This is a genomic window from Halomonas sp. BC2, from assembly GCF_002078115.1.
Lineage (GTDB): Bacteria > Pseudomonadota > Gammaproteobacteria > Pseudomonadales > Halomonadaceae > Vreelandella > Vreelandella stevensii.
Genome location: NZ_LFGT01000003.1, coordinates 21,477 through 46,475, shown reverse-complemented (window position 1 = coordinate 46,475; position 24,999 = coordinate 21,477). Strand labels below are relative to the sequence as shown.

33 protein-coding genes and 1 tRNA gene are annotated in these 24,999 nt (G+C 59.3%); 26 read left to right on the top strand and 8 right to left on the bottom strand.

Features of this window, described 5'->3' with window-relative positions; genetic code table 11:
• Nucleotides 1-24 precede the first annotated feature (24 nt).
• From B7L71_RS01640 to B7L71_RS01550, 19 genes are all read left to right on the top strand, one after another.
• Entirely contained in the window at nucleotides 25-1,380 is a 1,356-nt protein-coding gene (locus B7L71_RS01640) for a site-specific integrase (protein WP_081135520.1), read from the top strand.
• A gap of 14 nt (nucleotides 1,381-1,394) precedes the next feature.
• Nucleotides 1,395-1,661, top strand: coding sequence for a type II toxin-antitoxin system RelE family toxin (locus B7L71_RS01635; RefSeq protein ID WP_054641742.1), 267 nt, complete (start codon nucleotides 1,395-1,397; stop codon nucleotides 1,659-1,661).
• Nucleotides 1,645-1,989, top strand: a complete 345-nt coding sequence (locus tag B7L71_RS01630) for a helix-turn-helix domain-containing protein (protein WP_081135517.1) — start codon at nucleotides 1,645-1,647, stop codon at nucleotides 1,987-1,989. The genes B7L71_RS01635 and B7L71_RS01630 overlap by 17 nt, the downstream gene beginning before the upstream one ends.
• Before the next feature lie 109 nt (nucleotides 1,990-2,098).
• Nucleotides 2,099-2,860, top strand: coding sequence for a hypothetical protein (locus B7L71_RS01625; protein WP_081135515.1), 762 nt, complete (start codon nucleotides 2,099-2,101; stop codon nucleotides 2,858-2,860).
• Nucleotides 2,861-3,540: 680 nt separating this feature from the next.
• The gene (locus B7L71_RS01615) at nucleotides 3,541-3,744 is read left to right on the top strand and encodes a hypothetical protein (protein ID WP_081135510.1); all 204 of its coding nucleotides are present in this window, start codon (nucleotides 3,541-3,543) and stop codon (nucleotides 3,742-3,744) included.
• Entirely contained in the window at nucleotides 3,741-4,136 is a 396-nt protein-coding gene (locus tag B7L71_RS01610; RefSeq protein ID WP_081135507.1) for a hypothetical protein, read from the top strand. The genes B7L71_RS01615 and B7L71_RS01610 overlap by 4 nt, the downstream gene beginning before the upstream one ends.
• Nucleotides 4,129-4,353, top strand: coding sequence for a hypothetical protein (locus tag B7L71_RS01605; RefSeq protein WP_081135505.1), 225 nt, complete (start codon nucleotides 4,129-4,131; stop codon nucleotides 4,351-4,353). The genes B7L71_RS01610 and B7L71_RS01605 overlap by 8 nt, the downstream gene beginning before the upstream one ends.
• The gene (locus tag B7L71_RS01600; RefSeq protein ID WP_081135502.1) at nucleotides 4,350-4,745 is read left to right on the top strand and encodes a hypothetical protein; all 396 of its coding nucleotides are present in this window, start codon (nucleotides 4,350-4,352) and stop codon (nucleotides 4,743-4,745) included. The genes B7L71_RS01605 and B7L71_RS01600 overlap by 4 nt, the downstream gene beginning before the upstream one ends.
• Nucleotides 4,745-5,707: a toprim domain-containing protein gene (locus tag B7L71_RS01595; protein ID WP_081135500.1), complete on the top strand. Its 963-nt coding sequence runs from the start codon at nucleotides 4,745-4,747 to the stop codon at nucleotides 5,705-5,707. Before B7L71_RS01600 ends, B7L71_RS01595 begins: the two co-directional genes overlap by 1 nt.
• The gene (locus B7L71_RS01590) at nucleotides 5,700-7,595 is read left to right on the top strand and encodes a DUF927 domain-containing protein (RefSeq protein ID WP_139790013.1); all 1,896 of its coding nucleotides are present in this window, start codon (nucleotides 5,700-5,702) and stop codon (nucleotides 7,593-7,595) included. The genes B7L71_RS01595 and B7L71_RS01590 overlap by 8 nt, the downstream gene beginning before the upstream one ends.
• Complete coding sequence (locus B7L71_RS01585) at nucleotides 7,592-8,233, top strand: hypothetical protein (RefSeq protein WP_081135494.1); 642 nt, start codon at nucleotides 7,592-7,594, stop codon at nucleotides 8,231-8,233. Before B7L71_RS01590 ends, B7L71_RS01585 begins: the two co-directional genes overlap by 4 nt.
• A 26-nt stretch (nucleotides 8,234-8,259) precedes the next feature.
• Nucleotides 8,260-8,532: a hypothetical protein gene (locus tag B7L71_RS01580; RefSeq protein ID WP_081135492.1), complete on the top strand. Its 273-nt coding sequence runs from the start codon at nucleotides 8,260-8,262 to the stop codon at nucleotides 8,530-8,532.
• Nucleotides 8,533-8,544: 12 nt separating this feature from the next.
• The gene (locus tag B7L71_RS01575) at nucleotides 8,545-9,018 is read left to right on the top strand and encodes a hypothetical protein (protein WP_081135489.1); all 474 of its coding nucleotides are present in this window, start codon (nucleotides 8,545-8,547) and stop codon (nucleotides 9,016-9,018) included.
• 120 nt (nucleotides 9,019-9,138) lie between these two features.
• Nucleotides 9,139-9,303: a hypothetical protein gene (locus B7L71_RS17235; RefSeq protein WP_170919413.1), complete on the top strand. Its 165-nt coding sequence runs from the start codon at nucleotides 9,139-9,141 to the stop codon at nucleotides 9,301-9,303.
• Nucleotides 9,296-9,901, top strand: coding sequence for a hypothetical protein (locus tag B7L71_RS01570; RefSeq protein WP_081135487.1), 606 nt, complete (start codon nucleotides 9,296-9,298; stop codon nucleotides 9,899-9,901). The genes B7L71_RS17235 and B7L71_RS01570 overlap by 8 nt, the downstream gene beginning before the upstream one ends.
• 26 nt (nucleotides 9,902-9,927) lie before the next feature.
• On the top strand, nucleotides 9,928-10,158 hold the full coding sequence (locus tag B7L71_RS01565; RefSeq protein ID WP_081135484.1) for a hypothetical protein: 231 nt from the start codon (nucleotides 9,928-9,930) through the stop codon (nucleotides 10,156-10,158).
• A 1-nt stretch (nucleotide 10,159) separates the two neighbouring features.
• Nucleotides 10,160-10,990 (top strand): hypothetical protein, encoded by an 831-nt coding sequence (locus B7L71_RS01560; protein ID WP_081135482.1) that lies wholly within the window; start codon nucleotides 10,160-10,162, stop codon nucleotides 10,988-10,990.
• Between the two features lie 32 nt (nucleotides 10,991-11,022).
• On the top strand, nucleotides 11,023-11,853 hold the full coding sequence (locus B7L71_RS01555; RefSeq protein ID WP_081135479.1) for a hypothetical protein: 831 nt from the start codon (nucleotides 11,023-11,025) through the stop codon (nucleotides 11,851-11,853).
• A complete protein-coding gene (locus B7L71_RS01550) occupies nucleotides 11,846-12,184 on the top strand; it encodes a hypothetical protein (RefSeq protein WP_081135476.1) in 339 nt (112 codons plus the stop codon). The genes B7L71_RS01555 and B7L71_RS01550 overlap by 8 nt, the downstream gene beginning before the upstream one ends.
• A gap of 298 nt (nucleotides 12,185-12,482) precedes the next feature.
• On the opposite strand, the gene B7L71_RS01545 is transcribed toward B7L71_RS01550, so the two are convergent.
• From B7L71_RS01545 to B7L71_RS17830, 5 genes are all read right to left on the bottom strand, one after another.
• Nucleotides 12,483-12,559, bottom strand: a tRNA-Pro gene (locus B7L71_RS01545).
• Between the two features lie 122 nt (nucleotides 12,560-12,681).
• Nucleotides 12,682-13,494 carry an inositol monophosphatase family protein gene (locus tag B7L71_RS01540; protein WP_081135474.1) on the bottom strand — a complete coding sequence of 271 codons (813 nt, stop codon included), beginning with the start codon at nucleotides 13,492-13,494 and terminating at the stop codon, nucleotides 12,682-12,684.
• A gap of 138 nt (nucleotides 13,495-13,632) precedes the next feature.
• The gene (locus tag B7L71_RS01535; RefSeq protein WP_081135471.1) at nucleotides 13,633-14,112 is read right to left on the bottom strand and encodes an anti-virulence regulator CigR family protein; all 480 of its coding nucleotides are present in this window, start codon (nucleotides 14,110-14,112) and stop codon (nucleotides 13,633-13,635) included.
• 340 nt (nucleotides 14,113-14,452) lie between these two features.
• The gene (locus B7L71_RS17510) at nucleotides 14,453-14,587 is read right to left on the bottom strand and encodes a prepilin-type N-terminal cleavage/methylation domain-containing protein (RefSeq protein ID WP_139790012.1); all 135 of its coding nucleotides are present in this window, start codon (nucleotides 14,585-14,587) and stop codon (nucleotides 14,453-14,455) included.
• A gap of 81 nt (nucleotides 14,588-14,668) precedes the next feature.
• The gene (locus tag B7L71_RS17830; RefSeq protein WP_081135469.1) at nucleotides 14,669-15,073 is read right to left on the bottom strand and encodes a pilin; all 405 of its coding nucleotides are present in this window, start codon (nucleotides 15,071-15,073) and stop codon (nucleotides 14,669-14,671) included.
• Nucleotides 15,074-15,318: 245 nt separating this feature from the next.
• Here B7L71_RS17830 and pilB point away from each other — a divergent pair, with 245 nt between their 5' ends.
• The 6 genes from pilB to B7L71_RS01495 are packed head-to-tail and all read left to right on the top strand — an operon-like array spanning nucleotide 15,319 to nucleotide 20,955.
• A complete protein-coding gene (gene pilB / locus B7L71_RS01520) occupies nucleotides 15,319-17,076 on the top strand; it encodes a type IV-A pilus assembly ATPase PilB (protein ID WP_081135466.1) in 1,758 nt (585 codons plus the stop codon).
• Nucleotides 17,077-17,084: 8 nt separating this feature from the next.
• The gene (locus B7L71_RS01515; RefSeq protein ID WP_081135464.1) at nucleotides 17,085-18,314 is read left to right on the top strand and encodes a type II secretion system F family protein; all 1,230 of its coding nucleotides are present in this window, start codon (nucleotides 17,085-17,087) and stop codon (nucleotides 18,312-18,314) included.
• A 41-nt stretch (nucleotides 18,315-18,355) separates the two neighbouring features.
• Nucleotides 18,356-19,198 carry a prepilin peptidase gene (locus tag B7L71_RS01510; protein WP_081135461.1) on the top strand — a complete coding sequence of 281 codons (843 nt, stop codon included), beginning with the start codon at nucleotides 18,356-18,358 and terminating at the stop codon, nucleotides 19,196-19,198.
• 12 nt (nucleotides 19,199-19,210) lie between these two features.
• Nucleotides 19,211-19,810: a dephospho-CoA kinase gene (coaE, locus tag B7L71_RS01505; RefSeq protein WP_081135458.1), complete on the top strand. Its 600-nt coding sequence runs from the start codon at nucleotides 19,211-19,213 to the stop codon at nucleotides 19,808-19,810.
• 34 nt (nucleotides 19,811-19,844) lie between these two features.
• Entirely contained in the window at nucleotides 19,845-20,078 is a 234-nt protein-coding gene (gene yacG, locus B7L71_RS01500; protein WP_081135456.1) for a DNA gyrase inhibitor YacG, read from the top strand.
• A 13-nt stretch (nucleotides 20,079-20,091) separates the two neighbouring features.
• A complete protein-coding gene (locus B7L71_RS01495) occupies nucleotides 20,092-20,955 on the top strand; it encodes a DNA replication terminus site-binding protein (RefSeq protein WP_081135453.1) in 864 nt (287 codons plus the stop codon).
• A 9-nt stretch (nucleotides 20,956-20,964) separates the two neighbouring features.
• On the opposite strand, the gene B7L71_RS01490 is transcribed toward B7L71_RS01495, so the two are convergent.
• Nucleotides 20,965-21,294, bottom strand: a complete 330-nt coding sequence (locus tag B7L71_RS01490; protein ID WP_016913758.1) for a hypothetical protein — start codon at nucleotides 21,292-21,294, stop codon at nucleotides 20,965-20,967.
• Nucleotides 21,295-21,658: 364 nt separating this feature from the next.
• Between B7L71_RS01490 and B7L71_RS01485 the strand changes: the two genes are divergently transcribed.
• Entirely contained in the window at nucleotides 21,659-22,498 is an 840-nt protein-coding gene (locus B7L71_RS01485) for a helix-turn-helix transcriptional regulator (RefSeq protein WP_081135451.1), read from the top strand.
• A 122-nt stretch (nucleotides 22,499-22,620) separates the two neighbouring features.
• Here B7L71_RS01485 and B7L71_RS01480 read toward each other — a convergent pair whose 3' ends face one another.
• Complete coding sequence (locus tag B7L71_RS01480; RefSeq protein ID WP_016913756.1) at nucleotides 22,621-22,995, bottom strand: histone-like nucleoid-structuring protein, MvaT/MvaU family; 375 nt, start codon at nucleotides 22,993-22,995, stop codon at nucleotides 22,621-22,623.
• A gap of 295 nt (nucleotides 22,996-23,290) precedes the next feature.
• Nucleotides 23,291-24,970, bottom strand: a complete 1,680-nt coding sequence (rpsA, locus tag B7L71_RS01475; protein ID WP_016913755.1) for a 30S ribosomal protein S1 — start codon at nucleotides 24,968-24,970, stop codon at nucleotides 23,291-23,293.
• Between the last annotated feature and the right edge of the window lie 29 nt (nucleotides 24,971-24,999).

Genomic DNA, 24,999 nt, shown 5'->3' with positions numbered 1-24,999 from the left:
GTCACCTAGAAAATGAGGCGCACCATGGCAGGCACGGAAACCCGTATAAAGCTGACCGCCAAAAGCATTGAAAAGCTGGCGCGAGAACAGCCTTCTGGTGATGTATGGGATACCGAGCTAGGCGGCTTTCATGTGCGCTCTGGTAAACGCGGCCTTACCTTTCGACTCTACTACCGCACCAAGACTGGCAAGCGCCGTATGATGACGCTAGGCACTTATGGCGCATTGACGCTGGCCCAGGCTCGTCGTGATGCTGCCGAAGCGTTGGGTATCGTGGCACAAGGTGGCGACCCCCGCGCCGCGATTGAAGCCGCCAAAGTAGAAAGCCAACGCCAGCAGCAGCAAACGCTCCGCGCCTACCTTCATGGCCCCTACACTGCCTACCAGAAGCGCCGCAAGGATGGTGCGGGCACCTTGCGCCGTATCGAGAAGGATTTTTCTAGCTGGCTGGCAAAGCCAATGGGCGATATTACCCGTGCAGATGTAGAGCGCTGGCAGGCCGAGCAGGAGAGCGCCGACAAGCCACGCGCATTTAGTACGCTTAAGCGCTCCTTTGATGCGTTGTGCGGCCTTCTCGCCCATGCCGCTGAACGTGACGTGATTCCCACCAACCCGCTGGCGCGTGTGAACTTACAGCGCCCAGCCCTGAATGATGACGACTTAGCCGAGCAGGCAAGCCAACGCCGCTACTTAGAACCGGATGAAGTCAAAGCGCTGTTTGCTGGCCTTGAAGCCTATCAACAGGAAAAGAGAGAGCAGCGCCGCAACAGCCGCGCCCACGGCAAAGCCTACCTGCCCGACCTGGATCACGTTACCTATGTGGATCATGTGATGCCTTGGGTGCTGACCATGTACTACACCGGGTTTCGACCGGGTGATATTACGGGCCTGCGTTGGGAGCACGTCAACTTGGCGTTTAAGACGGTCCGCAAGACCATAGAAAAAACCGCGCACCACCACGCCGAGCCTATGACCTTTCCGCTTTCTAGCGCTGCCGCTGATGTGCTGCGTGCGTGGCATGAACAGCAAGGCAAGCCCAAGAGCGGCTTAGTATTCCCCAACCCGCAAACAGGAAAGCGCTTTGATAGAACAGCCATGCAGAAGCCATGGGCCAGAGTGCGCACGCTTGCCGGTCTACCTGATGAATTGGTGCTTTATACCCTGCGCCACAACTTCGCTTCTCAACTGGTGATGGCGGGAGCTGACTTACTCGCCGTTTCCAAACTGATGGCTCACAGCGATATACAGACCACCATTCAGCATTACGCTCACCTGCGCCCGGATCACACCCGCGACATTGTAGAAACACTGGTGAAGCAGACGCCGAACGCTACACAAGAAACGCTGCCGACGCTTGCCGTTGTCTCAACCAACGCCTAAACTTATGAAACCTTATGACCTATCAAGTGCAATGGACGCTCAAAGCGGCCAAACAAGCCAAGAAGCTACATGCGTCTGACCGCGCCATGGTCATTAAACGGGTGGGCAACCTAGCCACTTGGCCAGAGTGTAAAGAGACTCACGACATTAAGCCCCTCACCCACCACCAGTACCAATACCGCCTACGTGTAGGCCGCTATCGGGTGCTGTTCGATGTGGAAACGGGCCTACAAGTGGTCTCTATCGAGGAGGTGAAAAAGCGCGATGAACGCACCTATTGATTACCAGATTAGCGAACAGGCAGGCCGCCGCTATGCCGTGCTGCCGTTAGAACAATTTACTGCCCTGGTAGAGCGTGCCGGGGAAGTGGATGCGTTGACGCTGCCTCACGAAATTGTCAGCCGCCACTTGGTCGATGATGTACCGCTCACCCGCTGCTGGCGCGAGTACCTTGGCGTCACACAAGCCGAGCTAGCAAGACGCTTGAACGTATCCCAGGCACAAGTTGCCCAGTGGGAAAGCGCCAGCGCCAAGCCTCGCCATACCACCTTGAAGAAGCTGGCCACAGCCATGGGTATTCATATTCGTCAGCTCACGCTAGAAGATTAACGCGACCACAGTCGCACGCTTTGGCTGGCTAGGGCCGATCACCTGAAAGCGCGGATAACTCCACCGCGTTAGCCAGCCAACCTACTTGGAGTGCGTTAGGAGTAGCGCGATGGCGTTGCAGAAACTGTTGAGAGAGCTGAAGCCCTGGTTGACGCTGGAGGAGGCCGCATCGAGGCTCGCCAACTTGGCCAGCGAAGAGGTTAGGTCCGTTGATCTCTTGAAACTTGGCATTAACGGCAAGCTACCGCTGTTCGTGGAGCTGCGCGGCTCTGTCAATGCCAGGACGGCAACCATTGAGCCCAGCGAGTCCGAATATCTCAGCGACCGACTGGTGTACGAGCCGCCCTTTCTCGGTGGGCTGCGGGGCATCTTCGAGCTCTGGGACCATGGCGGCATGCCTTGGCATTTCATCAATGTGCATGGCGAGCTGGAGTGTGAGATGGGCGGCATTCACATCTGGTCCCCAGAAACGGGAAAGGTGATTGAGCTCCTTGGGCAAGATGACTCCGGGGCCAAGACCCTGCCAAATGGGTGCAGCATCCTCGTTCGAGCTGATGACATCGACGCCCTGGTCGAAGAGCCCCAGAAGCCTGCCAGTAGCGGCGCAAGTGGTGCTGAGGAGCTGCGAGCACTGGAGGTACTGGGGCTGCTAGCCGAGGCGCTTTCGCAGCAACATCCTGGCCCGTATGCAGCAGCAGGGAGACCCAACAGGTCTGGGATCATCAGTATCATGCGAGGAGTGGTGGAGGGCTATGAGAAGCCGTCCGATCCTGATGCCGACCCAATAAACCTATATGGGTTTGGCAAAAGTACGCTCGACGAGGTTTTGAAGGCTGCCATCGGAGCCTGGGAGGCAAAGAAGGATAGCTAGTCCTGATTTTTCCAATTGGAATCTGATTTTTCCAGTTGAACCAAACCCACCAAAAGCACGTTCACCATTGTCAGCGTCAACTAGGAACAGAGAGACGCTGCAATGACTGACAGAACGCAAACCCCTACCACCCTGCTAGATAGCGCCCTTGAACGCTACCGTGCAGGTTTCGACCCTGCATTGATCGAGCTACCCGAACGCGCTGTATTCCCCCACCTGATACCTGCTCAGCCAGGCACAGCACGCAAGAGCCGTATCACTGGCTTATTGCTTGGCCGACCAGCGCCAAAATTTGTGCGTCGTGGTCGTAGTATCCGCTATCGCCTAATCGATGTGCTGGAATGGTTACGCGATGGTGACGCCGTGAGCAGCATCGCTGAGGAAAACGTAAAGCGTCGGGAGGTGGCTTAATGTTGACCTCTGCTACCAACCCCGGCTATGCTTCAAGGGCTGGCGCAAAATCGTCAGCCGACCTTGGCCGGTCGAATAAATCAAGGCGCACTAGCGCCACCAACATAGCAGGCGCTTTTTTTGTGCCCGCTAGTTATGGCGGCTGTGCGTGGGACGCTTTCGAGCGTGCCGGTTCCCTTGATTACCGGTCGGCCAACCCGCGTACAGTCGCCCCCATCCGATGCTTGGCCGCATCCGGGGACGGCTCCAATAATCAAGGAGTCACACCCATGGCACAACTACGCCTATCCAACCTCATTACCCGCAGCCTTAAAGGTCGCGCCGCTGCCCATCGTGCAATGGCGAAAGCCGCCTTGTTCGCTGATTCCAGCGCCAGCGTTCGCCTCCGCAAGTACAACCGCCACATCGAAAAAGCCCAACAGATAGAAGCGCGTGCCCTCAATGCCGTTTCCGGCAAGGGAGGTGCATCGTGAGCGACTTTCAAGCCTACGACGAAGCAAGTCAGCATCTTCATATTCTGCGTAACACCGTCGCGCTAGTGGAGATCGCGCTTAACGATGCCGCTGAAGGTGATAAGCAGGTTGCGCCCCACATCTTGGCGGCTGCTCTGCATGGAACCCAGCACCACCTTGATACGTTAGAGCGGCTTACCACCCGTCTCTTTCAAACCACTGCACACAAGCCCCAGCCAGTCCCCGACCCCGGTACCAAGCTCACTGGCCTACTTCGCACGATGCGCGAAGAGGCAGCCGATGCCGAGGAAAAGGGCCGCGAGATAATGCCCAGCGCGCTTGAGCACTACGCAAGCATGTTTGAAGAAGCCCTTGCAGCTAGCCAGATGCAATCGGAGGTATCCCATGGATAAGGCAGCCATTCAGCACATTATGCTCGACGTCGAGATTGCAGAGATTCGCTTTGAGCACGCTAGCGCGCTGTTTGACGCCATCGCAAAGATGCTTGAAAGCGGTGAACACAAGACGGCGGCACGCCTAGCCAAACTTGGGCATGAAATCACCCGGGAAGGTGCTGACGATGTAAGTGAGCTAGGCGGTTCGATTGAGCTGGAAGGGGGCAAACAATGACCACCACCGATATTACTCTGCACGCTAAAGACAGCCTCGAACTGGTAGCCCAGTTGCGCGCCATGGCTGACCAGATTGAGCAAAACGGTAGCGTCGAACTGCCTAGTGCTGGCGCTTCGAAGCGGATTTACCACGAGGGCGAATTGGCCGGCGAAATGAGCGCGCCAGCCGTTGTAAGCGTTAATGAAGCCGCTGAGTCAGCCATCATTGAGTGCGAATTAAGCGCCGATTTTATGGAGATGGCCGCAAGCGCCCAAGCCACGCTCAATCACTTTATCCGAATCAGTGAGCCTGAGTTCTTAGGCGGCCTGCTGGATGCAAGCGACCTGATCGCGATAGAGATGACCAAGCGCGCCCATGCCTTGGGCAGCCTGGTGGCTGGGGGTGAGTGATGACAGCCACAAAGCAACAAGCCCCGGCCCTCAATAGAGGAGCCGAGGCCCGTGCAAGCGTCCTGCCAACGCAAAACCAGTATAGCAGCATTGAGCAGGCGCTAGTCGATGCCTTAGCCGCTTATGGCGTTACCGGGCTGGCAATCCGCGCAGATGGTGCCCTGCACCGTTTTGATAGTGCCGACAAGCCTAAAGGCAACCGTAACGGCTGGTATGTGTGCCCTTCGCTGGAAGTGGGCGTTTATGGCTTCTGGCATACCGGAGAGCAGCACACTATCGGCATTGGCGGCGAGATTGACCCCACAGCCGCCGCTGAGGCGCGTCTAGCGGCACAGCATGCAAGGGAGCAACGCGAGGTCGAACGCCGTCAACAGCAAGACAAGACAGCTACGCAAGCCCGCCGCTGGTGGGCTGCTGCTCGTGCCGCTGATTCTGGCCACCCTTACCTAGCTAAGAAGCGACTACATCCGCATGGTCTACGCCAGCGCGGCAACGTGCTGCTGGTACCGCTGTACTTCAATGGCGAGCTAGTCAACCTGGAGCGCATCTTTCCTGACGGCAGCAAACGCCCCTTGCAGGGAGGTCGCGTCAAAGGCGTGGCGAGCCTGATAGGCCGCCTAGAGGGCGCCGAGCGCGTGCTGGTGGCCGAGGGCTGGTCAACGGCTGCCGCCTTGCATGAGGCCATGGGCTGCCCGGTCGTGGTCGCCCGCAACGCCGACAACCTGGCCCTAGTTGCCCGTCGCCTGCGCCAGCGGCTCCCCGAGGTGGGCATCACCATCTGCGGTGACGATGACCGGCATCTACCGGCCCAGGGGCTCGCCAACAAAGGGCGAGTCGCTGCCCGCCACGCTGCCCTGGCTATCGACGCCACGCTGCTGATGCCGAGCTTCTGCGAGGGCTGCGAGACCTGCACCGACTTCGCCGATATACGCCTTTGCCGGCAGGGAGGTGGCCGTGACTAGCCCAGCACACACCTTACTTGATGTGTCCCATGTGTCCCACCTGTCCCAGCCCAGCAACCACGCGCCTTCCAGCAGGGACAGCATCGAGACACCACCTGTCCCGATGTGTCCCATCGGACACGAAGTGGACCCTGCGCAACAGGCCCATGACAGCGAGCCAGAAGAAGCAAGGGAGCCGCGCCGCCCAGCCTTTGCCACCTACCTGACACTCACCCGCTACGGGCCGCCTGGCCTTTACTACCACGGCCAGCGACAGCCAAGGGGTGACGACGATCCCGAGTCGTTCGACGTATGGGTGTGCAGCCCCATTGAGTGCCTGGCTGCCACTCACGATGAGCGCGGCGACAACCATGGTCTGTTGTTGCGGTTCAAGCCGCCGTATGGAGGCTGGCGCCAGTGGGCAATGCCACTACGTTTGCTCAAGGGTAGCGGCGAGGAGTTGCGCGGCGAGCTGTTGGACATGGGGGTCAGGATCAATCCCGACGCCCACAAGTGGCTGAACAAGTGGCTGGCTCAGTCTGCACCCGAGGACAAGGTGATAGCGGCAACCCGTGTTGGCTGGCACACCCTGGAGGGAGGTCGGGCGTTTGTCATGCCGCGGCGCACCATCGCCCGGGGTGAGATGGCCCGCCGGGTCTCTTTCCAGTCCGAGTTCGCCTCTCATGACGACTACGCCACAGCCGGCACTCTGGAGGGCTGGCGCGACAACATTGGCCAGCTATGCAGCGGCAATCCACTAATGGTTCTCGCTGTGTCCACCGCCCTGGCCGGCCCGCTGCTGTACTTGACCCACCGGCAGGCCGCCGGCATCCACCTGGTGGGCGATAGCAGCAACGGTAAGACTACGTTACTGGAAGTCGCGTCCAGCGTTTGGGGCGCGCCCGACTTCAAGCGAACCTGGCGAGCCACCGGCAATGGACTAGAAGGCATCGCTGCGGCACTAAGCGACACGGCGCTGGTGCTGGATGAGATCGGCGAGGCCGATGGCCGGGAGATCGGCGCCACCGTCTACGCATTGGGAAATGGCGTCGGTAAAGCCCGCGCCAGCCGCAACGGCACCGCCCGTCGCCCCCATCGCTGGCGCATCGCAGTGCTGAGCAGCGGCGAGCGCACCTTAGCCGCCCACATGAGCGCGGCAGGCAAGCGCCCCCACGCTGGGCAGGCTGTCCGACTGCTGGACATACCCGCCAAGCGCAAGCATGGCGCTTTCGACCACCTGCACCGCTTGGACGATGGCCGCGCCTTCGCAGACCACCTGAAGAGCGAGGTCACGCGCCACTATGGTCGCGTTGGTCCTGCCTTCATCGAAAAGCTGGTGAGCGAGGAGCGAGACCTGGCCGGCGAGGTGGACCGCTTCGCTCAGATTCCTGGCTTTGAAGCGACCCGCCCGCTGCAAGGCCGGGCTGCCAAGGCACTAGCACTGATAGGGCTGGCCGGGGAGTTGGCAGCCGAGTATGGGCTGGTCGGCTGGAAGCAAGGCGAAGCCATGGCCGCAGCTGTTGACGCCTTCCAAGCGTGGGCTGCCGAGCAAGGCGGAGCGCGGACCGAGCATGAGCAAATCTTGGCCAATGTGTTCGGCTTCATCGAGCGTCACGGCGATGCCCGCTTCAGCAACGTAGATGCAGACCCAGCCCACGGCCCTGTAGTTCACAACCGTGCCGGCTGGTGGCGTGACGATGCCGATGGACGAGCCTTCCTGTTCAACAGGGAGGGGCTGAATGAGGCGCTAGGTGGCTTCGACCTGAAGCGCGGCACCGAAGCCCTGGAGGTCGCTGGTTGGATAGTCGGACGAGAGAGCGCGGCTCGCTCCATTCGAATCTACATCAACGGCACCCGCCGCCGTGTCTACGTAATCCGCCCTGCTGAAAGCGAGGAGATCCAAGCATGAGCCTGGATGACGTTTACCGTGCCTTCGCCGGGACACCACAGGACACCACCTGTCCCGAAGGTGTCCCGCCGCAAACCCGCATGGTTGAGCCATTGGGACACATGGGACATGTAGGACACCATAAAGATGAGGGACAGCAAGAAGAGGCCGGACCACTTCGCGAAATAGACACCCTGCTGGCCGCCCTGTCCGAGGCAGGCCACAACCTTGGGCACGACCTGGAGGCCAGGCTACGTCGCGCCATGGACAAGATGAGCCGCCAGGCACGAGCAGAGCTGGCCGCCGCCATCGACGATGCCTTCGAGGCTGGCGCCAGCATCGAGCAGGCCCGGCTGAGCATCAGCCGGCACCTGTCGGGAGGAGGCGACCTTGGCCCCGCTTCAGCCGAGCGGTGGGTGGAATGGATCGCGACACGCTGCCCGATCAACCGCGATGACCGCCGCTTCATCGGCGACCTGCTGCGTCTGTTGCCCGCCCGTCGACGGGCTACGGCGGCATGCTGGTACTCACGAGCCTGGCTTCAAGCTGCTGATGCCGAGCCCCTACCCACCGCCGCAACAATGTCGGCAGGAGAGCCGCCAACGCCACGCTGCGGCCCGTTCGGCGAGGGGGTGGCCAGTGATCGCGATAGCCGCTAACAACGAACTACGGGGAGGTAGCCGCCATGCTGGATGAAGCCACTACCGAAGCACGACGCCTTGCAGCCAGCCTGCACGGTATCGACCGCGACATAGCAGAGAGCGCCTACATGGTATGGATCTCACTGGGATCTGACCCCGACGAAGAAACGCTGATGGGCTGCGCGGCCACACTGGAAACTATCGAGCAGCGACTACCGCCGGGAACACTGGCCGCCCTGGTACGTGTACGCCTGGCCAGCCTGCAAAAGCTGGTGAACGCCATGCTTGATGATGACCTACCCCCACCCGCCGCGTAAGGAGCCGACACTATGACCATCACACGCGAATCACTGAACCAAGCCGCTACCCATGGGCAACCGCTGGATCACTTAACCGCCGGGCAGGTATGGGCCGCGCATAAGCTGGCAATCCCACCTGAGCGCCTGCAACGGCCACTGGCCAGCCATATCGGCACTCTACTGGAGAGCGTCGAGCGTAAGGCCCAGCGCCGATTCTTCGGCGACGTGGCCCCGGGCGATGCCGAGGCGATGATCCACCGCGCCCATGACGAGGATCACCCCATGTTCCTGCGCCTGCCGATCCTGGAGACACTACGGGAGGGGATGAACGAACTCTTCCCCGATCTGAAGCCGTCAGGCGTTGATGAAGAGGGCCGGCAGTTATTCAACCTAGCCGATCTTGCCGAGGCGCTGGGTGCAAGTGAGGAGGACTTGCTGGCCCATGCCGAGGAAGCCGGCTTTGCCGTTCAACTACGCACCACGCCACCCAAGCCGCTGCACTGACAACATCGCTTGCTTGGCCCTTACACCCCGCTTCGGCGGGGTTTTTCATGCCCGGAAAACTCGCCAAGAACCGGAAACCCAAGGCGCTAAGCTGAAGGCTCCACCAACCGGAGATACCTGATGCGCCAAGACGAAGTGGCAGAGATTGCCGAGGACCTGGAGGAGCTGCGGGATGCCCTGTGCGATGTGGCAGAGGGCGAGACTATGCCTGCCGACGCCGCGATGCGCGGCCATGCCGCCCTGGATCTGCTGATCAACCACCTGGAGAACCTGGCCGATGACTGATACCAACCTGGTAGCGCGAGCGCGCCGACTGGATGACTTCAACTCCCCCGAGTTCAAGGAGTGGCTTGGGCTGACCCGCCAGGCTGACCGCCTGCGCCGCGACCTGAGCAACGTCCGCACCTTGGGCCGATTCACCGCCGCCGTCGCCCGGCACGGCAGCCCCGCGGAGGCGCTGCGCGCCCTCCAGTTCGAGGTCGAGGCACTGGCCGAACGGCTGGAAGAGGCCGCTGCTGCCGACATGGAGGTCGGGCAGGATCGCGGCGAGCTCGATGCGCTGCTGAATCCCATCACCTCCGCGTTGATCTCCAAGGGTCGCCAGCTGCGTGAGCGCAAGTTCGCCCTGGAGGGTGACCGGGGTGAGATCGAGCGCAGCCGTCGTCGGCGCGAACAGGCCATCAACGACCTGATGGAGGCGGGCCTTCCGCGCCGCATGGCGGACCGCCAGGCCAAGCCCAACCTCGCCGACATTGAGGCCCTGGAGCACGAGCTGGCCGAGATCCCGGGCGAGATCGAGCGCAACGGCACCCTGCTGACCAGCTACGCGGGCCGGGTGGAGCTGTACCTGGCCGAGACCACCCACGAAGAGGAGGCCGCGTAAGCGGCCCCAGACACGGGAGACGGGACATGGCCAACAACGTGACGCCACTGCCGGTCGAGCTCCACGCCGCCGCCAGTCGTGCCGTGGATGATGCCCTGGCCGAGCTGGCCAGCATGCCGGCAACAGCACGCTATCAGGTCGACCTGGAGCGGTTCGGCACGCCGGAGAAGGCGCTCAAGGCGGTGGCGATGCGCGCCCGCGATGCGCAGGCCCTGCTGGAAGCCGCCAAGGACATAGTGAAGCAGGAGGGAAAGTGACATGACTATGGTAGTCACTGGTGCCGCGCCGGGTGAGGTAGGCCCGAAAATGGACGGCATCAACGAAACGCTGGTCGCCTCAATCTACGAAGTGGACCACCACGGGGAAAAACTGTACGAGAACGGTGCCGTCCTGCGCTGCCTGTTCGTCGACGACGCCAACCTGGAAGCGACCTTCAACTGGCAGTCGCCGTTCGAAAGCGCCGGAGCGGGTGGCCTGACACCCACCCTTAGCGCGATGTTGCAGTCCGGCATGATTCAGCCAGTCGTTGAAAGCGTTCGCGGCATGCTGTCCAGCGAAGAGCGCAAGAAGTTCGACCGCTCCACGCCGGGTGGCTGGGCAGACAGAACCGCCGGGGCCGTCGAACACGCACGTGGCCGTACGGGTATTACCAAGCTCAACAGCACGCAGGTATTCACCGGCATGGCGCCGATCAAACTCACGGTCAACATCATGTTGCGTGCCTGGCAGGATCCGGAGGCCGAGGTGGAGGACGCCATCAATCTGCTGATGGACTGGGCACTGCCGCGCCACCTGGCCGCCGAGGGAACACTGCTGACTGCAGCGCTCGACTGGGCGGGATCGAACAATAGAACGGCGGAGTCCCTGGTCGAAGCCGCGTTGCCTTCCGAAGTGCCCGCCCTGCTGGCGATCCAGTACAAGAAGCGAACCTTCGCCCCACTGGTCATCGAGAGCATCGGTATTCCCCTCAACTCGCCGTCCGACCATCACGGGCGCTTCGTCCAGCTCCAGATTCCCGTCACGTTCAGCACCTTGACCGCGTGGGACGGCGCGAGCTGGGAAGGGGCGCAGCCACCGAACGGCTTCTAAAAGACACAGACACGCTTAGCGCAGGTGATGATATGGCAGCGAAGATGACCACGAGGCAGTGGCAGAAAGCCCGCAAGCTGTGGGAGGCGGATTCCCGCGAGGGCTTCGCCTGGTTGGTTCGAGAGCTATCGCTACCTGTATCGCGGGTGGCTGTTAGCAGGCGTGCCAAAGCGGATGAATGGCAAAAGCGGGCACAGCCTACAGACCCTGCCAGCAACACAGAGGAGGAGGTTACGCACGGGGTTACGGTTACGCCCCAGGTTACGCAAGAGGTTACGCCCGTAACCAAGGGGCGTGGCCGGCCTAGCGAGTACCGCCCGGAGTATGCCGAGCAAGCCGAGCGCTTGATGCTGCTGGGCTTCACGCGGGAGAAGCTGGCCAAGTTCTACGAGGTGGACGAGCGAACCATCTACCGCTGGCAGCAGCAGCACGAGGACTTTCGTCATGCCATATGGCGGGGCGGCGCCCTGGCCGATGCCGAGGTGGCTCATGCGCTGTTCCATCGAGCAAAGGGGGCCGTGGTACCAGAGACGCACGTGGCCCAGCACCAAGGCCAGGTGATCCTGACGGACATGGAGCGCCACTACCCGCCCGAGACCGCCGCCGCGCGGCTGTGGCTGAAGAACCGTCAGCCGGAGTTCTGGAAGGACAAGGTGGAGCTCGAGGAGAAGCCAGCCATTGCGCTGGTAGACAAGGAGGCCATGAGAGGGCGCATCGAGGCCGCGCTGGAGAAGGCTGCGCAGGTCGAGCGAGAGATGAAGGGGCGCGCCGAGCGGCTGGGGCTAATGTTGGACGATGGTACGTATCCCGACACCGGCAGCACCTACGTCGCCGACTACATACGGAGCCAGGACGATGAGTGATATTTCTACCAACCGCCATGTGCTGGCGCGGGAAACTGCCCGAACGCTGGCGCTGTCGGTTGAAGGTGCGCTGATGCAGCGCCTTGCCGAAGGCGACGTTGATGTCGAGCGGCTAAAAACCTCGCTGCTGGCTGTTGCCTCCGGCATCGCACCAACCCGGCGTCGCCTCATCAACTGTGGGATGAGCAAGGAGTTTTGGCAGGAGGTTCGCAGGCGCTGGGAGGCCGACCCCCGCGACGGCTATGCCTGGCTGTCGAAGGAGCTAAACGGCAAGGTGAGCAATACAGCGATCCGCAAACATGCCATCGAGGAGGGGTGGGCCAAGGCTTGAGGAGCCTGGCTGGGTGGCGTCCGCCGTGTCTGTGGTAGGCATCTATTCCTGTGAAACCTATGAGAGCGATTATACGGAGCTAAGCGGGAATGATGCAGAGATGGAGCAATGAGGATGCTCTCCGTTGGGGGTATCGTCACACTGAAGTGCTGTGTTCGACGTGGCCCTTCTCTTGTTCTGGAGAGCTTAGAAAAGCCGAAAATTTCAGACGGGTGTCACCTATATGTCACCTAGAACGCTAGGCAATAAAAAACGGCCACTGCATGATTCGCTAAGTGGCCGTTTTATATGTCTTTTTTGGTCGGAGTGACAGGATTCGAACCTGCGACCTTTGCAACCCCATTGCAACGCGCTACCAAGCTGCGCCACACTCCGATGCCCGTTGGCTTTCGCTTCAGGACGGTGCGTATACTAGCGCTTTATTAGCCAAATGAAAAGCCCTTTTTGCGCTTTCTTTTCAAATGCTTGCCGTGTTGCGTTGAAAAGCACCCATCAGGCTAGCGATCCGCGTTTGCCAGCAGCGTCGCCATGGCATCGTAAACGCCGGGGGCGGTTACCAACAGCTGCTCTGGGAAAAGGTCGGCAGGAATGCCTTCCGGCACCTCGACCAAATGCCCCACGCGTGCCCCGGCTTCCCGGGCGATCACCCAGCCTGCCACAAAATCCCAGGGGGATACGCTTTCGTAATAGGCATCCAGGCGCCCACAGGCAATGTCGCAGATATCCAGCGCCGCGGCACCGTTGCGCCGGATGTCCTGGCAGTGGGTCAGGACGGCTTCGAGCCGTGGCAGCAGGGCCTTGCGGGCCTGCTTGTCGTAGGGAAACCCGGTACCGACCAGCGTGCTGGCCAGCGATTCGGCACCGCTGGGCTGAATACGCCGCTGGTTGCAGTAAGCCCCCAGCCCCTGGGCTGCGCTGAAGGTCTCATTCAGGAACGGTGCATGAACGACGCCTACCTTGCCCACGCCCTGCTCGATCCAGCCAATGGACACCGCCACATGACGCTGGCCCTGGGCAAAGTTCACCGTGCCATCGATAGGGTCCACGACCCATAGCTGTTCGGCGGGATGGTAGAGCGCCTGTTCAGGGCTCAGCTCTTCGCTCAGCCGAGCCTCACCGGGAAAATGCTCTTCCAGCCGCTGACTGATTCGCTGGTCGACGGCGACATCGACATCGGTGACCAGCTCAACGCCCTCTTTCAAGCGTTGGGCGAAGTTCTGCTGCTCACGCGCCTCGCGGATCATCTGCCCCGCCTCTTCGGCGATGGTGATTGCCAGCGCCAGGCGCGCTTCCAGGGTATACGCTGCCATCAAGTTGCCTCTTCTAACTAACAATGGATGAGTGACAATGGGTGAATTAATAATGAATAGAGCAGCATAAGCGTTAGCCGATGGCATTACCATGACAGCCCAAGGCGCTACCGACAGCACTGGCGAAAGGGCATGTATTTAACGTAGGGCGTCTACCAATACATCGACGACCACCCGCGTAGCGGCTTCGATGAGCACCACATCTGCCCCGACGCGCTCCCACTCATAGCCCGGGTAGCGTGGCAGCTGCTGTGCAATGGGGCCATCGAAGCGCTTGGCAATCCCCGGCGGTAGCGGCTTGCCCCGCTCCAGGCGGCGCTGTATGCCGGGCGGCAGCGGCTCGGCGCGGGGGGCTTCGTACTGGCGCAGCAGGCCAAGTAGCTCCCGCTCGTTGATACGCGGCAGATCGATATAGCGCTCCGAGCGCTGCTCACGATCACGGCGATATTCGTGGCGATGTTCCCGCTGATATTCCTGGCGATGCTCGCGACCATTCTGGCCCGCCTGATGCTCCTGGTGGCCACGGGCACCATGGGCGGGTGCATGCGCAGGCTGAGCACTTGCCAGGCCGTGCCAGCACAGCGTGCCAAGGAGCACTGCAAGCGAAAGTGATTTCATGATGGGCTCCCGGAAGTATTGTTGCCTGAAGAAGCCACTAGTGTATGAGGGAATTACGCAGGGAGTGTGTAAAATTCGCGAACTTGTATGAAGAGCCAGCTTGGTAACGCACCTTCATAATCAAGGTGTGACGACGCGCTCGACCATGCCTTGGCTCGTGATGCGAGCCTGAACGCCTGAGCGCTGGGTATCCAGCACAAGCTCCGTGGCCTCGCCCTCGAATACGCCGCGTAAAGCATTCGCAACGGCTAACTGGGTAGGTTGGTTGCTTTCACCCACGAGCGGTATGGCTCAAGGGCATCATCCAGGTGATCCGTCGCCAATACGCGAGCATTAGCTCTTACTGACAGGCGCTGAAGGCGGAACGGTCCAGGTAAGCCAAGTACGCGGGCCGACTCATTCCTGACAAAAGGGCTATCACCGCTATCATGATTAACAGCTCGATCAGGCTAAAACCGCTGGCTAGAGTTCGCATACAGTACTTCACATGATACAGTGAAAAGGCCGCTCTTGAAGAAGCGGCCTAGTGCGTAATATATCGCCTATCAACTATTAGTTAACCATCACCACCAGTGCCCGCAACAATACGTCCAGTCTCTGTGACCGTTACAACTACTTCACGGCTCCCAGTTGTGACTGTTATTGGGCCGGGGTTCTCTTCTGAAGTACTTGTAAATCGGTCGACAAGTGCTGTCTTATTTGTGCCCTCTTCACACGACTGAAAATTAAAGGCCTCAATTTGTGAATTATCAGCATCGACGGATGAGGCAACAGCCAACGATCGGAAAGAGTTTAGTTCTGCAATACAGGCACTTTGCTCAGAACGATCCAAATAATTTCCGTACTGCGGCACACCCACCGCCGCCAAAATACCAATAATCGCCACCACAATCAGCAGCTCGATGAGGGTGAAGCCCGGCTGCTTGAAGCGGCGGGGTTGGTTGGGTTGGGTCGTTTGCATTGCGGAGTTCCCTTGCGGTGTAAGAGTCATCGTCAGGCCAAATCTTACTGAACATCAGCCTTGATTGCTGATTAAATTAGCTTAACCACCCCCCATTGGCAACCAGCTTTATCTTCCTGACATGCCCCGATAATCGGCCTATTTCACGGTATGGAGCCTGTACGTGGCTGGTACCTCGGGAACAGTAAATATGGTACAACCCTCAGCATTACATTCCGTTTCATTTGCCCGCTGCCGAGTATGCCATGAGCCAACCTGCCCCTGAGTCTACGCTGAGCCATGCTGCCCTGAACGGGGGGCTGCGCGGCATCGCCAAACGGTTGGTCAAGCACGGCCTGCTCACGGATGCCCAGGCCGCCATTGCGGAAAACACTGCCACTCAGCTGGAAATATCGCTACTGCAACACGTGGTGGACAGCGGCCTGGTGTCTACCGATGAGGCGGCGGTGGCGGCTGCCTGGGAGTACGGCCTGCCGGTAGTAGACCTGGAAGCCATACGAGTGGCCGCCCTGCCTGCTGCCAGTGACTATCCGGTCAAGATTCTTGAGCGACTGGGTATTTTGCCTTTGGCGCGCCATGGCCACCGACTGACCGTGGCGGTCCCTTACCCCGCCACGCTGACCCAGCTGGACGAGCTGCAGTTTGCTACCGGGCTGAGCGTGGACGGCGTGCTGGCCCCTGCCGATCAGCTGCGTGACACGTTAGTACAGTACCTGGCGCAAAACGAACGCAGCATGCTGGATGACCTGGACAACATTGACGATGCGGTCAGCGCATTGAATATCGTTCAGCATGCTGACGGCGATGAGGCCTCTATTGAAAAGGCCGAGCAAAATAGCGAAGACGCGCCAGTCGTCAAATTTGTCAATAAAATTCTGCTGGATGCCATTGGCAAGGGAGCGTCGGATATTCACTTCGAACCCTACGAAACACAGTACCGGGTGCGGTTTCGTATCGATGGCATGCTGGTGGAGATCGCTCGCCCACCGTTTGCCCTGCGTGACCGCATAGCCGCTCGCCTGAAGATCATGTCGCGGCTCGATATCTCCGAGCGTCGACTGCCCCAGGATGGCGCCTTGAAGCTGCAGCTGTCACGCACCCGCTCGATCGACTTCCGCGTCAACTCGCTGCCCACGGTGTGGGGCGAAAAGGTCGTGCTGCGTATTCTCGACCCCACGTCTGCTCAGTTGGGCATCGACCAGTTGGGGTTCACCCCTGAGCAGCAAGCCGCCTACGAAAGCGCCCTCAAGAAGCCCCAAGGCATGATTCTGGTCACGGGCCCCACCGGTAGCGGTAAAACCGTGACCCTGTATACCGGCATCAATATCCTCAATCAGGTGCAGCGCAATATCTGTACAGCGGAAGACCCGGTGGAAATCAAGGTGTCCGGCATTAGTCAGGTCAACGTATTGCCCAAAATCGGGCTCAATTTCGCCAGCGCCCTGCGTGCCTTCCTGCGCCAGGATCCGGACGTGGTGATGGTCGGCGAGATCCGCGATCTGGAAACGGCGGAAATTGCCGTCAAGGCAGCGCAAACCGGGCACCTGGTACTCTCCACCGTGCATACCAACTCCGCCGCCGAAACCCTGACACGCCTCTCGAACATGGGGGTGGCTACCTATAACATTGCCAGCTCCGTCAGCCTGATCATCGCCCAGCGGCTGGCGCGTAAGCTTTGCCACCTGTGCAAAGCACCTGCCGACATTCCCGCCGAGGCGCTGCGCAAGGCGGGCTTTAGCCAGCAGGAGATTCGCAATGCCACCATTTATCAGGCAGTAGGCTGCAAGCAGTGTACTCAAGGCTACAAGGGCCGGATTGGGGTATACGAAGTCGTGCCCATCAGCGACGACATGCGCCAGTTGATCATGCGTGACGGCAACGCCATCGAGATCGACCAGCAGGCCAGACGTGAAGGCCACCCCAGCCTCTATCAAAGTTGCCTTGGCCGTGTGCTGGATGGCAGCACTAGTCTCGACGAAGTTAACCGTATCAGCAAGGAGTGACCCCTCGCATGGCCAAAGCCAAGGCGCGCAGCGCCAAACCGGCCCCGTTGCACCGCTGGAAGTGGTCGGGGAAAGGCCCCCAGGACCGCCCAATGAAGGGGGAGCTGATCGGCAGAACCAAGGCCGATATCGTCGATCAGCTCGCCAGGCAACGGATCGTCGCCGGCAAGATCCAAAAACGCAGCAGCTTTAGCGGCCGGGGCAAGGTCAACAATGTCGATATCATGGTGTTTGCACGGCAAATGGCTACCATGGTACGCGCAGGCATCCCCATCCTTCAGGCCCTTCAAGCGGTCTCCGAGAGCCTCAAGAAGCCCGCCATGGTGGCGCTGACTCAGCAGATCATGGAAGACGTCTCTTCCGGCGACAGCCTCTCCACGGCCATGGCCAAGCATCCAAAGCAGTTCGACCGTCTGTTCGTCAACCTGGTGGATGCTGGTGAACAGGCCGGTGCGCTGGACCAGATGCTGGAGCGTATTGCCAGCTACAAGGAAAAGGTCGAATCGCTGAAAAATCGTGTCAAGAAAGCGCTCTGGTATCCCACGGCGGTCATGGCCATTGGGGTTGGGGTGACCATGTTGCTGCTGATCAAGGTGGTTCCCGAGTTCGAGAGCATGTTCCAGGGGTTTGGTGCCGAGTTGCCAGCGCTGACGCAGTTTACCGTCAATCTCTCCGATATGGCCCAGCGCTACTGGCTGCATGCCATCGGCGGCCTGGTGGGCAGTGTGATGCTGCTCAAGGCGGCAGCCCGGCGCTCTCCAAAACTCGCCTATCGGCTGGATGGCCTGCTGCTCAAGCTGCCGGTGATCGGGGACATCATGCACAAGTCCGCGGTGTCTCGTTTTACCCGGACGCTGGCAACGACCTTTGCTTCCGGGGTGCCGCTGGTAGAAGGGCTGGAAACGGCGGCGGGTGCCGCCGATAATCGTGTTTACATAAAGGCCATCAACGAAGTGCGTCAGGACGTGACTACCGGCCAGCAGCTGCACTTTGCCATGCGCATGACCAATCGCTTCCCTGCGCTGGCAGTGCAGATGGTGAGCATTGGTGAAGAGGCGGGCTCACTGGATGCCATGCTCAACCGAGTGGCCGACTATTATGAAGAAGAAGTCGATAACAAGGTCGATGCACTGACATCGCTGATGGAGCCGCTTATCATCGTGGTCCTGGGCGCCCTGGTAGGCGGTGTCGTGGTCTCCATGTATCTGCCCATTTTCGAAATCGGCACGGCGCTTTAATCGCTCGGCCATCGACACGCTTATTTCACTTCAGGATCTCCATGGGTTTATCGCCAACCTTACTGCTCGCTATCTCGCTGATGCTGGGGCTGTGCTTCGGCAGCTTCTTGAACGTCGTCATCACCCGGCTGCCCGTCATGCTGATGCGCCAGTGGCGCAACGAAGCCCTGGTCGCGCTGGAACAGCCAGCCGAAGCGCACCCCCGCTTCAACCTGGCATACCCTGCTTCACTGTGCCCTTCATGCCAGCACGCCATTGCCTGGCATGATAACCTGCCCCTGCTGGGCTGGTTGAAACGCCGTGGACGCTGCGCCAACTGCCGCACACGAATCAGCCCCCAGTACCCGGTCGTGGAACTCATGGGTGGGCTGCTGGCGGTAGCCGTCATGCAGCTGCATGGCCCAACGCTGACCAGCCTGTTTCTGTACGCGGCCTGCTTGACGCTGCTGGTACTGGCGGTCATCGACCTGCGTACCTATCTGCTGCCGGACATTCTCACCCTACCCCTGCTGTGGATGGGGCTACTGTATCAGCTGCTGTTTCAACCGCTGATGCTGCCCAGTGCCGTGATTGGCGCCATGGCGGGTTACTTGATCCTTTGGAGCTTCTACTGGCTGTTCAAACTACTCACCGGCAAGGAAGGCATGGGGTTTGGCGACTTCAAACTACTGGCAGCGCTGGGTGCCTGGCTGGGTTGGGAAATGCTGCCACTACTACTGATCGTCTCAGCTGGCCTGGGCGCGATCATCGGGCTGACGCTTCAAGCGACGATGCCCAGGCTGCGTGGTCAACCGATGCCCTTCGGGCCTTTTCTCGCCCTGGCGGGCTGGTTAGGGCTTTTGGCGGGCAATGAGCTGATGGCCCTTTATCTCTCACTCTTCTGACCGGAGGCGATGATGATCATCGGATTGACAGGCGGTATCGGCTCCGGCAAGTCGACCGTGGCACGCGCATTTGGCGAACTAGGGGTGGGCTGGGTAGATGCCGACGATATCGCCCGCGAAGTGGTCATGCCCGGAGAGCCAGCGCTGGCGGCGATTGCGCAACGTTTTGGCCAACAGGTGCTCGATGCCGATGGTGGCCTGAACCGCGCCGCGCTGCGTCAGATCGTTTTCAGCGACCCCGAGCAGCGCCGCTGGCTGGAAAGCGAAACCCACCCGCGCATTCGTGAGCGCCTGCAGTTGCGGCTAAAGGCGCTTGCCCTGAACTCGCCTTATGTTCTGTTGGTATCGCCACTGCTGTTCGAGTCGGGCCAGGATGCGCTGGTGCAACGCACACTGGTGGTCGATGTAACGGAGGAGCTGCAGCGATCGCGCACTTTAGCGCGCGACGGGGTGAGTGAAGCCCAAGTGCGTGCTATCCTCGCCGCCCAGCTATCGCGCCAGGAACGGCTCAGCCGTGCCCATGACGTGATCGATAACAGCGGCAGCCTGGAACACCTGCAGCATCAGGTCGTCACGCTGCATCGACGCTACTGCACGATAGCGCACGATTGAGTAATGCACGATTGAGTCATGAGAGGAGAGATGCATGAAGAGCGCTGCTAATGACGCCCCCCTGGAAGTCGCCTGCCCACAGTGTGCCGCGCCGGTGGTGTGGAGCACACAGAGCACCTATCGACCGTTTTGCAGCCAGCGCTGCCAACTACTCGACCTGGGTGCCTGGGCCGATGAGTCACACCGTATTTCCGGCGAGTCGGCCATGGATGAAGCGGATATGGACGCTCTGCTGGCACAGGCGGATCGCGATGCCCCACTCTCCTGAGGCCTGACCCACGATGTCGTCCTCGCCCGCCTACCGCCTGCTGCATGAACTGGATGACCGTTTCGATCGGTTGATGCAAGCCATTGAACAAGCCGTTTCGCTTTATGAAACCCAGCCGTTGCCCATGTGGCGCTTCGATGGCCTCAGCGACCCCGGCTGGCTACGCCATGCGCTGCTGGACATGTGGCATCAGCAAGCCCAGGATGGGCGCGAAACGCGCAATTACATTGGAGTCATCGCGGCGGACGAAGCACTACTGGAGGCCTTTCATGACGTCAATCATGCCAAGCAGGCGATCAGTGACTGGCTCAGGCACATCAAACAGGCTCACCCTACTGCATTGAGCGAAGCCAGGCAGCGGCTCCCTCGCCGTCACCCTGACCTGGACAGCGTGCTGCGTCAAAGCGGGTTGGCCAGGCTACATTTGAAGCAGTGCTGGCGACTGATCCCTCTCGCCGAAGCCCCCGTCGCCAGAATTCGCTTTGCCTGGTATACCAGCGGCCGCTCCATCAAACGCATAAGCGTTCAGGAAGCGGAGCAGAAGCTACTGCAACTGGACACCGACGCGCCTCATGTACGCATCCAGTTGCGCAAGTTAGCCAGCCTACCCAGTCAGGAAGTGCTGGCCCAGGTACAGAATCAGGCACCGCTGATGCGCGCCAACCTTTTCTACACCGAACCGCTGGCAGATGGCCACACGCGTCGAGCGCTCAACGTGGCCATGCCCCTTGTGGTCCCTGCGCCAGAGGGGCGTCTACCCGATATCAAAACGCCACCACAAATAGCGCCCATAGCCCGCACCCGCGCAAAGCGACGGGATGAAAAGCTGGAGAGCGAGGTGTTTCTGCCCAGCCTGCGGGTCTTCCGCTACCGTTAGCAGCCCCCTTCACTCACCGGGTATTTCCTCCAACGCCCACACATTGTACTTGAGCAACGTATCGATCAACTCGCGCAACGCCCCTGCCGATTGGTCGTACTCGGCCATCAGCGCATGCAGGCGCTCGCCGAACAGCTCATCACGCCGCTTCTGTTGGTCCGCCTGATCTTCTGCCTCTAGCTCTGCCAGAGAGCGCACTGGCGGCCCGGTGGGAATATCGAAATCACTGTCAGGGTCTTCCAATTGACGCAGCGCCTGGGCAAAGGCGTCATCCAGCTCACGAAACTTGCGTAGCTTTTCACGCTCATCCAGCTGTTTAGAAACCTTGTGATATTTCATTGATGTTTCATCTACACCCTACTGAAAATGGTCGACATGCCTGAGCAACAGGCCATTTTAATCAAAAACTGTGCACAAACGCGTATTCTTCAGGAGCAAACTTGCCTTTGCTACCGCTTGGAAGCATAAAGACAGCAACGCGATGATCTCACCATCGGTAACAATGACTAACCGAACAGGTGATTTATGCTAATACCTTTTACGTCATCGCTGGCAAGGTACGGCCACTCTGTCTCTTTCCATGCCCCGGCACGCACTGCCACCAGAGATGGCCTACCAAGTCATGAGTCACCAAACGCACCGGGAGAGTGCACAGGCAGGTCAGTCGCAAGCTACCTGTTGAACCCGCATAGGAGGCCAGATAGTGTTCAATGCAATGTCACGAGCTGAAATCTGGCTACAAGATTCGCTTGATCAACCGCTGAGTATCGAAGATCTCGCCAGGCAGTTGGGATATTCAGCCTCACAGGTACGGCGACAGTTCCGCCAGTGCTTTAACATGTCACCCCGAGCATACCGGGAGCAGCGCAGACTGGAGCGTGCCGCTGTACTGCTATCGCTGACCCAGCAAAATATAGCGCATATCGCCGCGCAGTGCGGCTATGTAAATCACTCATCCTTTTCACGCGCCTTCCAGCGACGCTACCAGCTGTCGCCCAGGCATTATCGCCAGGCTCTCAACGATAGGCATCAACTGAAGCCGCCACTAAAGTCATTTACCACGGATATAAAGCAAGGCGGCCCCCGCCAAGCCGTCTATATGCGTATCTACAAGGCGGCACACGCCATCAGCGGCTTGGGTAATCATAAGCGCCATACCAACCATCTTCCATGTCTGGAAGCTCAACTCGGCGGTTCTACCCCCGCCGTGGCCCTCCCTGACCTGCTAGCAGACAAAGTATTGGCACTCGACAGCACGACCAAGCAGTATAAACTACGCACCGATATCGGGCTGCATATCGAAAACCAGGCGAGCACCGACAGTGTGGCTTTACCGGTTGAATATCGGCGTATCGACATTCCCTCACAACACTATGCGGTAACGCTGTTTGATGACTTTAGCGAGCTCTCGGATGCGCTGACGGCAACACTGTGCCAACTGCACTACCACCAGAGCCTTTATCACGTTAGCGGGGACACACCCCATGTGCTGTGGCGCAAGGGACGTCTGGAACTCAAAGTACCGTTGCAACGCCTGACATAATCACTGCTCAATACAGGGAGAAGGCTGGGAAATTGTGGAGAGCATTACCTGGCCGGGGTGGCAACACTTCGATACTGCTAAAACAAAACCGGCACTTCTGGGGAGAAATGCCGGTTGTTAACTTAATCTTCCAGGCGCACGAGCCAGGATTCGACGGTGTCATCGCCGTGCTCGTCTTTCCAGCTACGCAGGCCTTTGTGGTTACCACCGCGGGTTTCGATCACTTCACCCGTGTTCGGGTTCTTGTAGATCTTCAGGCGACGCTTGCGGCGAGTAGCGGCAGCGGCTGCCTTGGGTGCGCTACGCTGATCGGCAGCAGGATCCAGCAATGCAATGACGTCGGACGGGCGCTTGCCAAACTCGGTCATTAACGCTTCCAGTTTAGCTTTAAATTCAAGCTCACTTTTCAGACGCTGGTCATTTTCCAAACGCTGCAGCTCTTCCTGGAGCTGCTTAAGCTGCTGTTCTTTTTGGATGTAATCATTTAACAGAGACATGGGAGGTCCTTTTAGAAAAAAGATAACTGCATTGGCACTGAGCCGGGAAACTCAACACCGACTACTTCAGGATACGGGCACATTATTGCCTTAAATCCACTGATTGACAATAGTCTAGTTGATTTTAGCGCCTTTACTAAACAATTTTATACACTCTAACGCCATTAAAGGCGATGTGACAATTGCGCATACCACTTATAGCAACGCTTGCACCCCCTTAACAACAACCTATTTCAAGCAGACAGAAACAAAAACGCCGCCCCAAAGGGCGGCGTTTTCCGAGACAAGACTGGTATTAGTCTTGGCCCATCTGCTGCTTGATCAGATCACCGATCGTGGTCGGACCACCGGCAGTTTCCGGCTCTTGCTCACGCAGTTTCTTCAGGTTCTGACGCGTGTCGTCCTGCTCTTTGGCCTTGACGGACAGAGCAATCTGACGGCTCTTGCGGTCAACGCTGACGATACGCGCTTCGACGCTGTCGCCTTCGCTCAGTACGTTACGTGCATCTTCAACACGGTCAGCACTGATTTCAGAAGCCTTCAGAACCGCGATGACGTCAGTGGCCAGCTCGATGTGAGCTTCCTTGGCGTCAACTTCTACGACGCGACCCGTCACGATGCTGCCCTTGTCGTTGACAGACAGGTATTCGGCAACCGGATCGGAATCCATCTGCTTGATGCCCAGAGAGATGCGCTCGCGCTCAGGGTCGATAGACAGGATAACGGCTTCTGCCTCGTCGCCTTTCTTGAAGTTGCGAACCGCTTCTTCACCGGTTTCCGTCCAGGAGATGTCGGACAGGTGAACCAGACCGTCGATACCGCCTTCCAGGCCGATGAAGATACCGAAGTCCGTGATGGACTTGATGGTACCAGAAACGCGGTCGCCCTTGTTGTACTCGGCGTTGAAGGTTTCCCACGGGTTAGCAGTGCACTGCTTGATACCCAGGGAGATACGACGACGCTCTTCGTCGATATCGAGCACCATGACGTCAACATCGTCGCCCACTTGAACGACTTTAGACGGATGGATGTTCTTGTTGGTCCAGTCCATTTCAGACACGTGAACCAGACCTTCGACACCCTCTTCCAGCTCAGCGAAGCAGCCGTAATCGGTCAGGTTAGTAACCACAGCCTGCACTTTCATGCCTTCCGGGTAACGGTCTTTGATGTTGACCCACGGATCTTCACCCAGCTGCTTCAGACCCAGAGAAACGCGGTTGCGCTCACGGTCGAATTTCAGCACTTTGACGTTGATCTCGTCGCCAACGGCAACGATTTCAGACGGATGCTTGATACGCTTCCACGCCATGTCGGTGATGTGCAGCAGGCCATCGACACCGCCCAGATCTACGAAAGCACCGTAGTCGGTCAGGTTCTTGACGATACCCTTGATTTGCTGACCTTCTTGCAGCGTGGCCAGCAGCGCTTCACGCTCGGCGCTGTTTTCAGCTTCAAGCACGGCACGACGCGATACAACGACGTTGTTACGCTTCGGATCCAGCTTGATGACTTTGAAGTCCAGCTCTTTGTTTTCCAGGTGCGCAGTGTCGCGAACCGGACGAACGTCAACCAGAGAGCCCGGCAGGAAGGCACGGATGGAGTCGACGTCGACAGTGAAGCCGCCTTTGACTTTACCGTTGATCACGCCTTTGATGATTTCGTCTTTCTCGAAGGCCGCTTCCAGAATCTTCCAAGCTTCTGCGCGCTTGGCTTTTTCACGGGACAGGCGAGTTTCGCCGAAGCCATCTTCTACGGCTTCCAGCGCAACGTGCACATCGTCACCGATCGCGATGGTCAGCTCACCATTCTCGTCACGGAATTGTGCCGCAGGGATCTGACCTTCGGATTTCAGACCAGCGTTAACGGTAACCCAGTCACCGTCGATGTCGACAACTTGAGCCGCAACGATGGCGCCCGGCTCCATGTTGATGTCGTTAAGGGACTGTTCAAACAGTTCAGCAAAGCTTTCGCTCATGGTTTTCCTACGTGATCAACGTTGTTGAG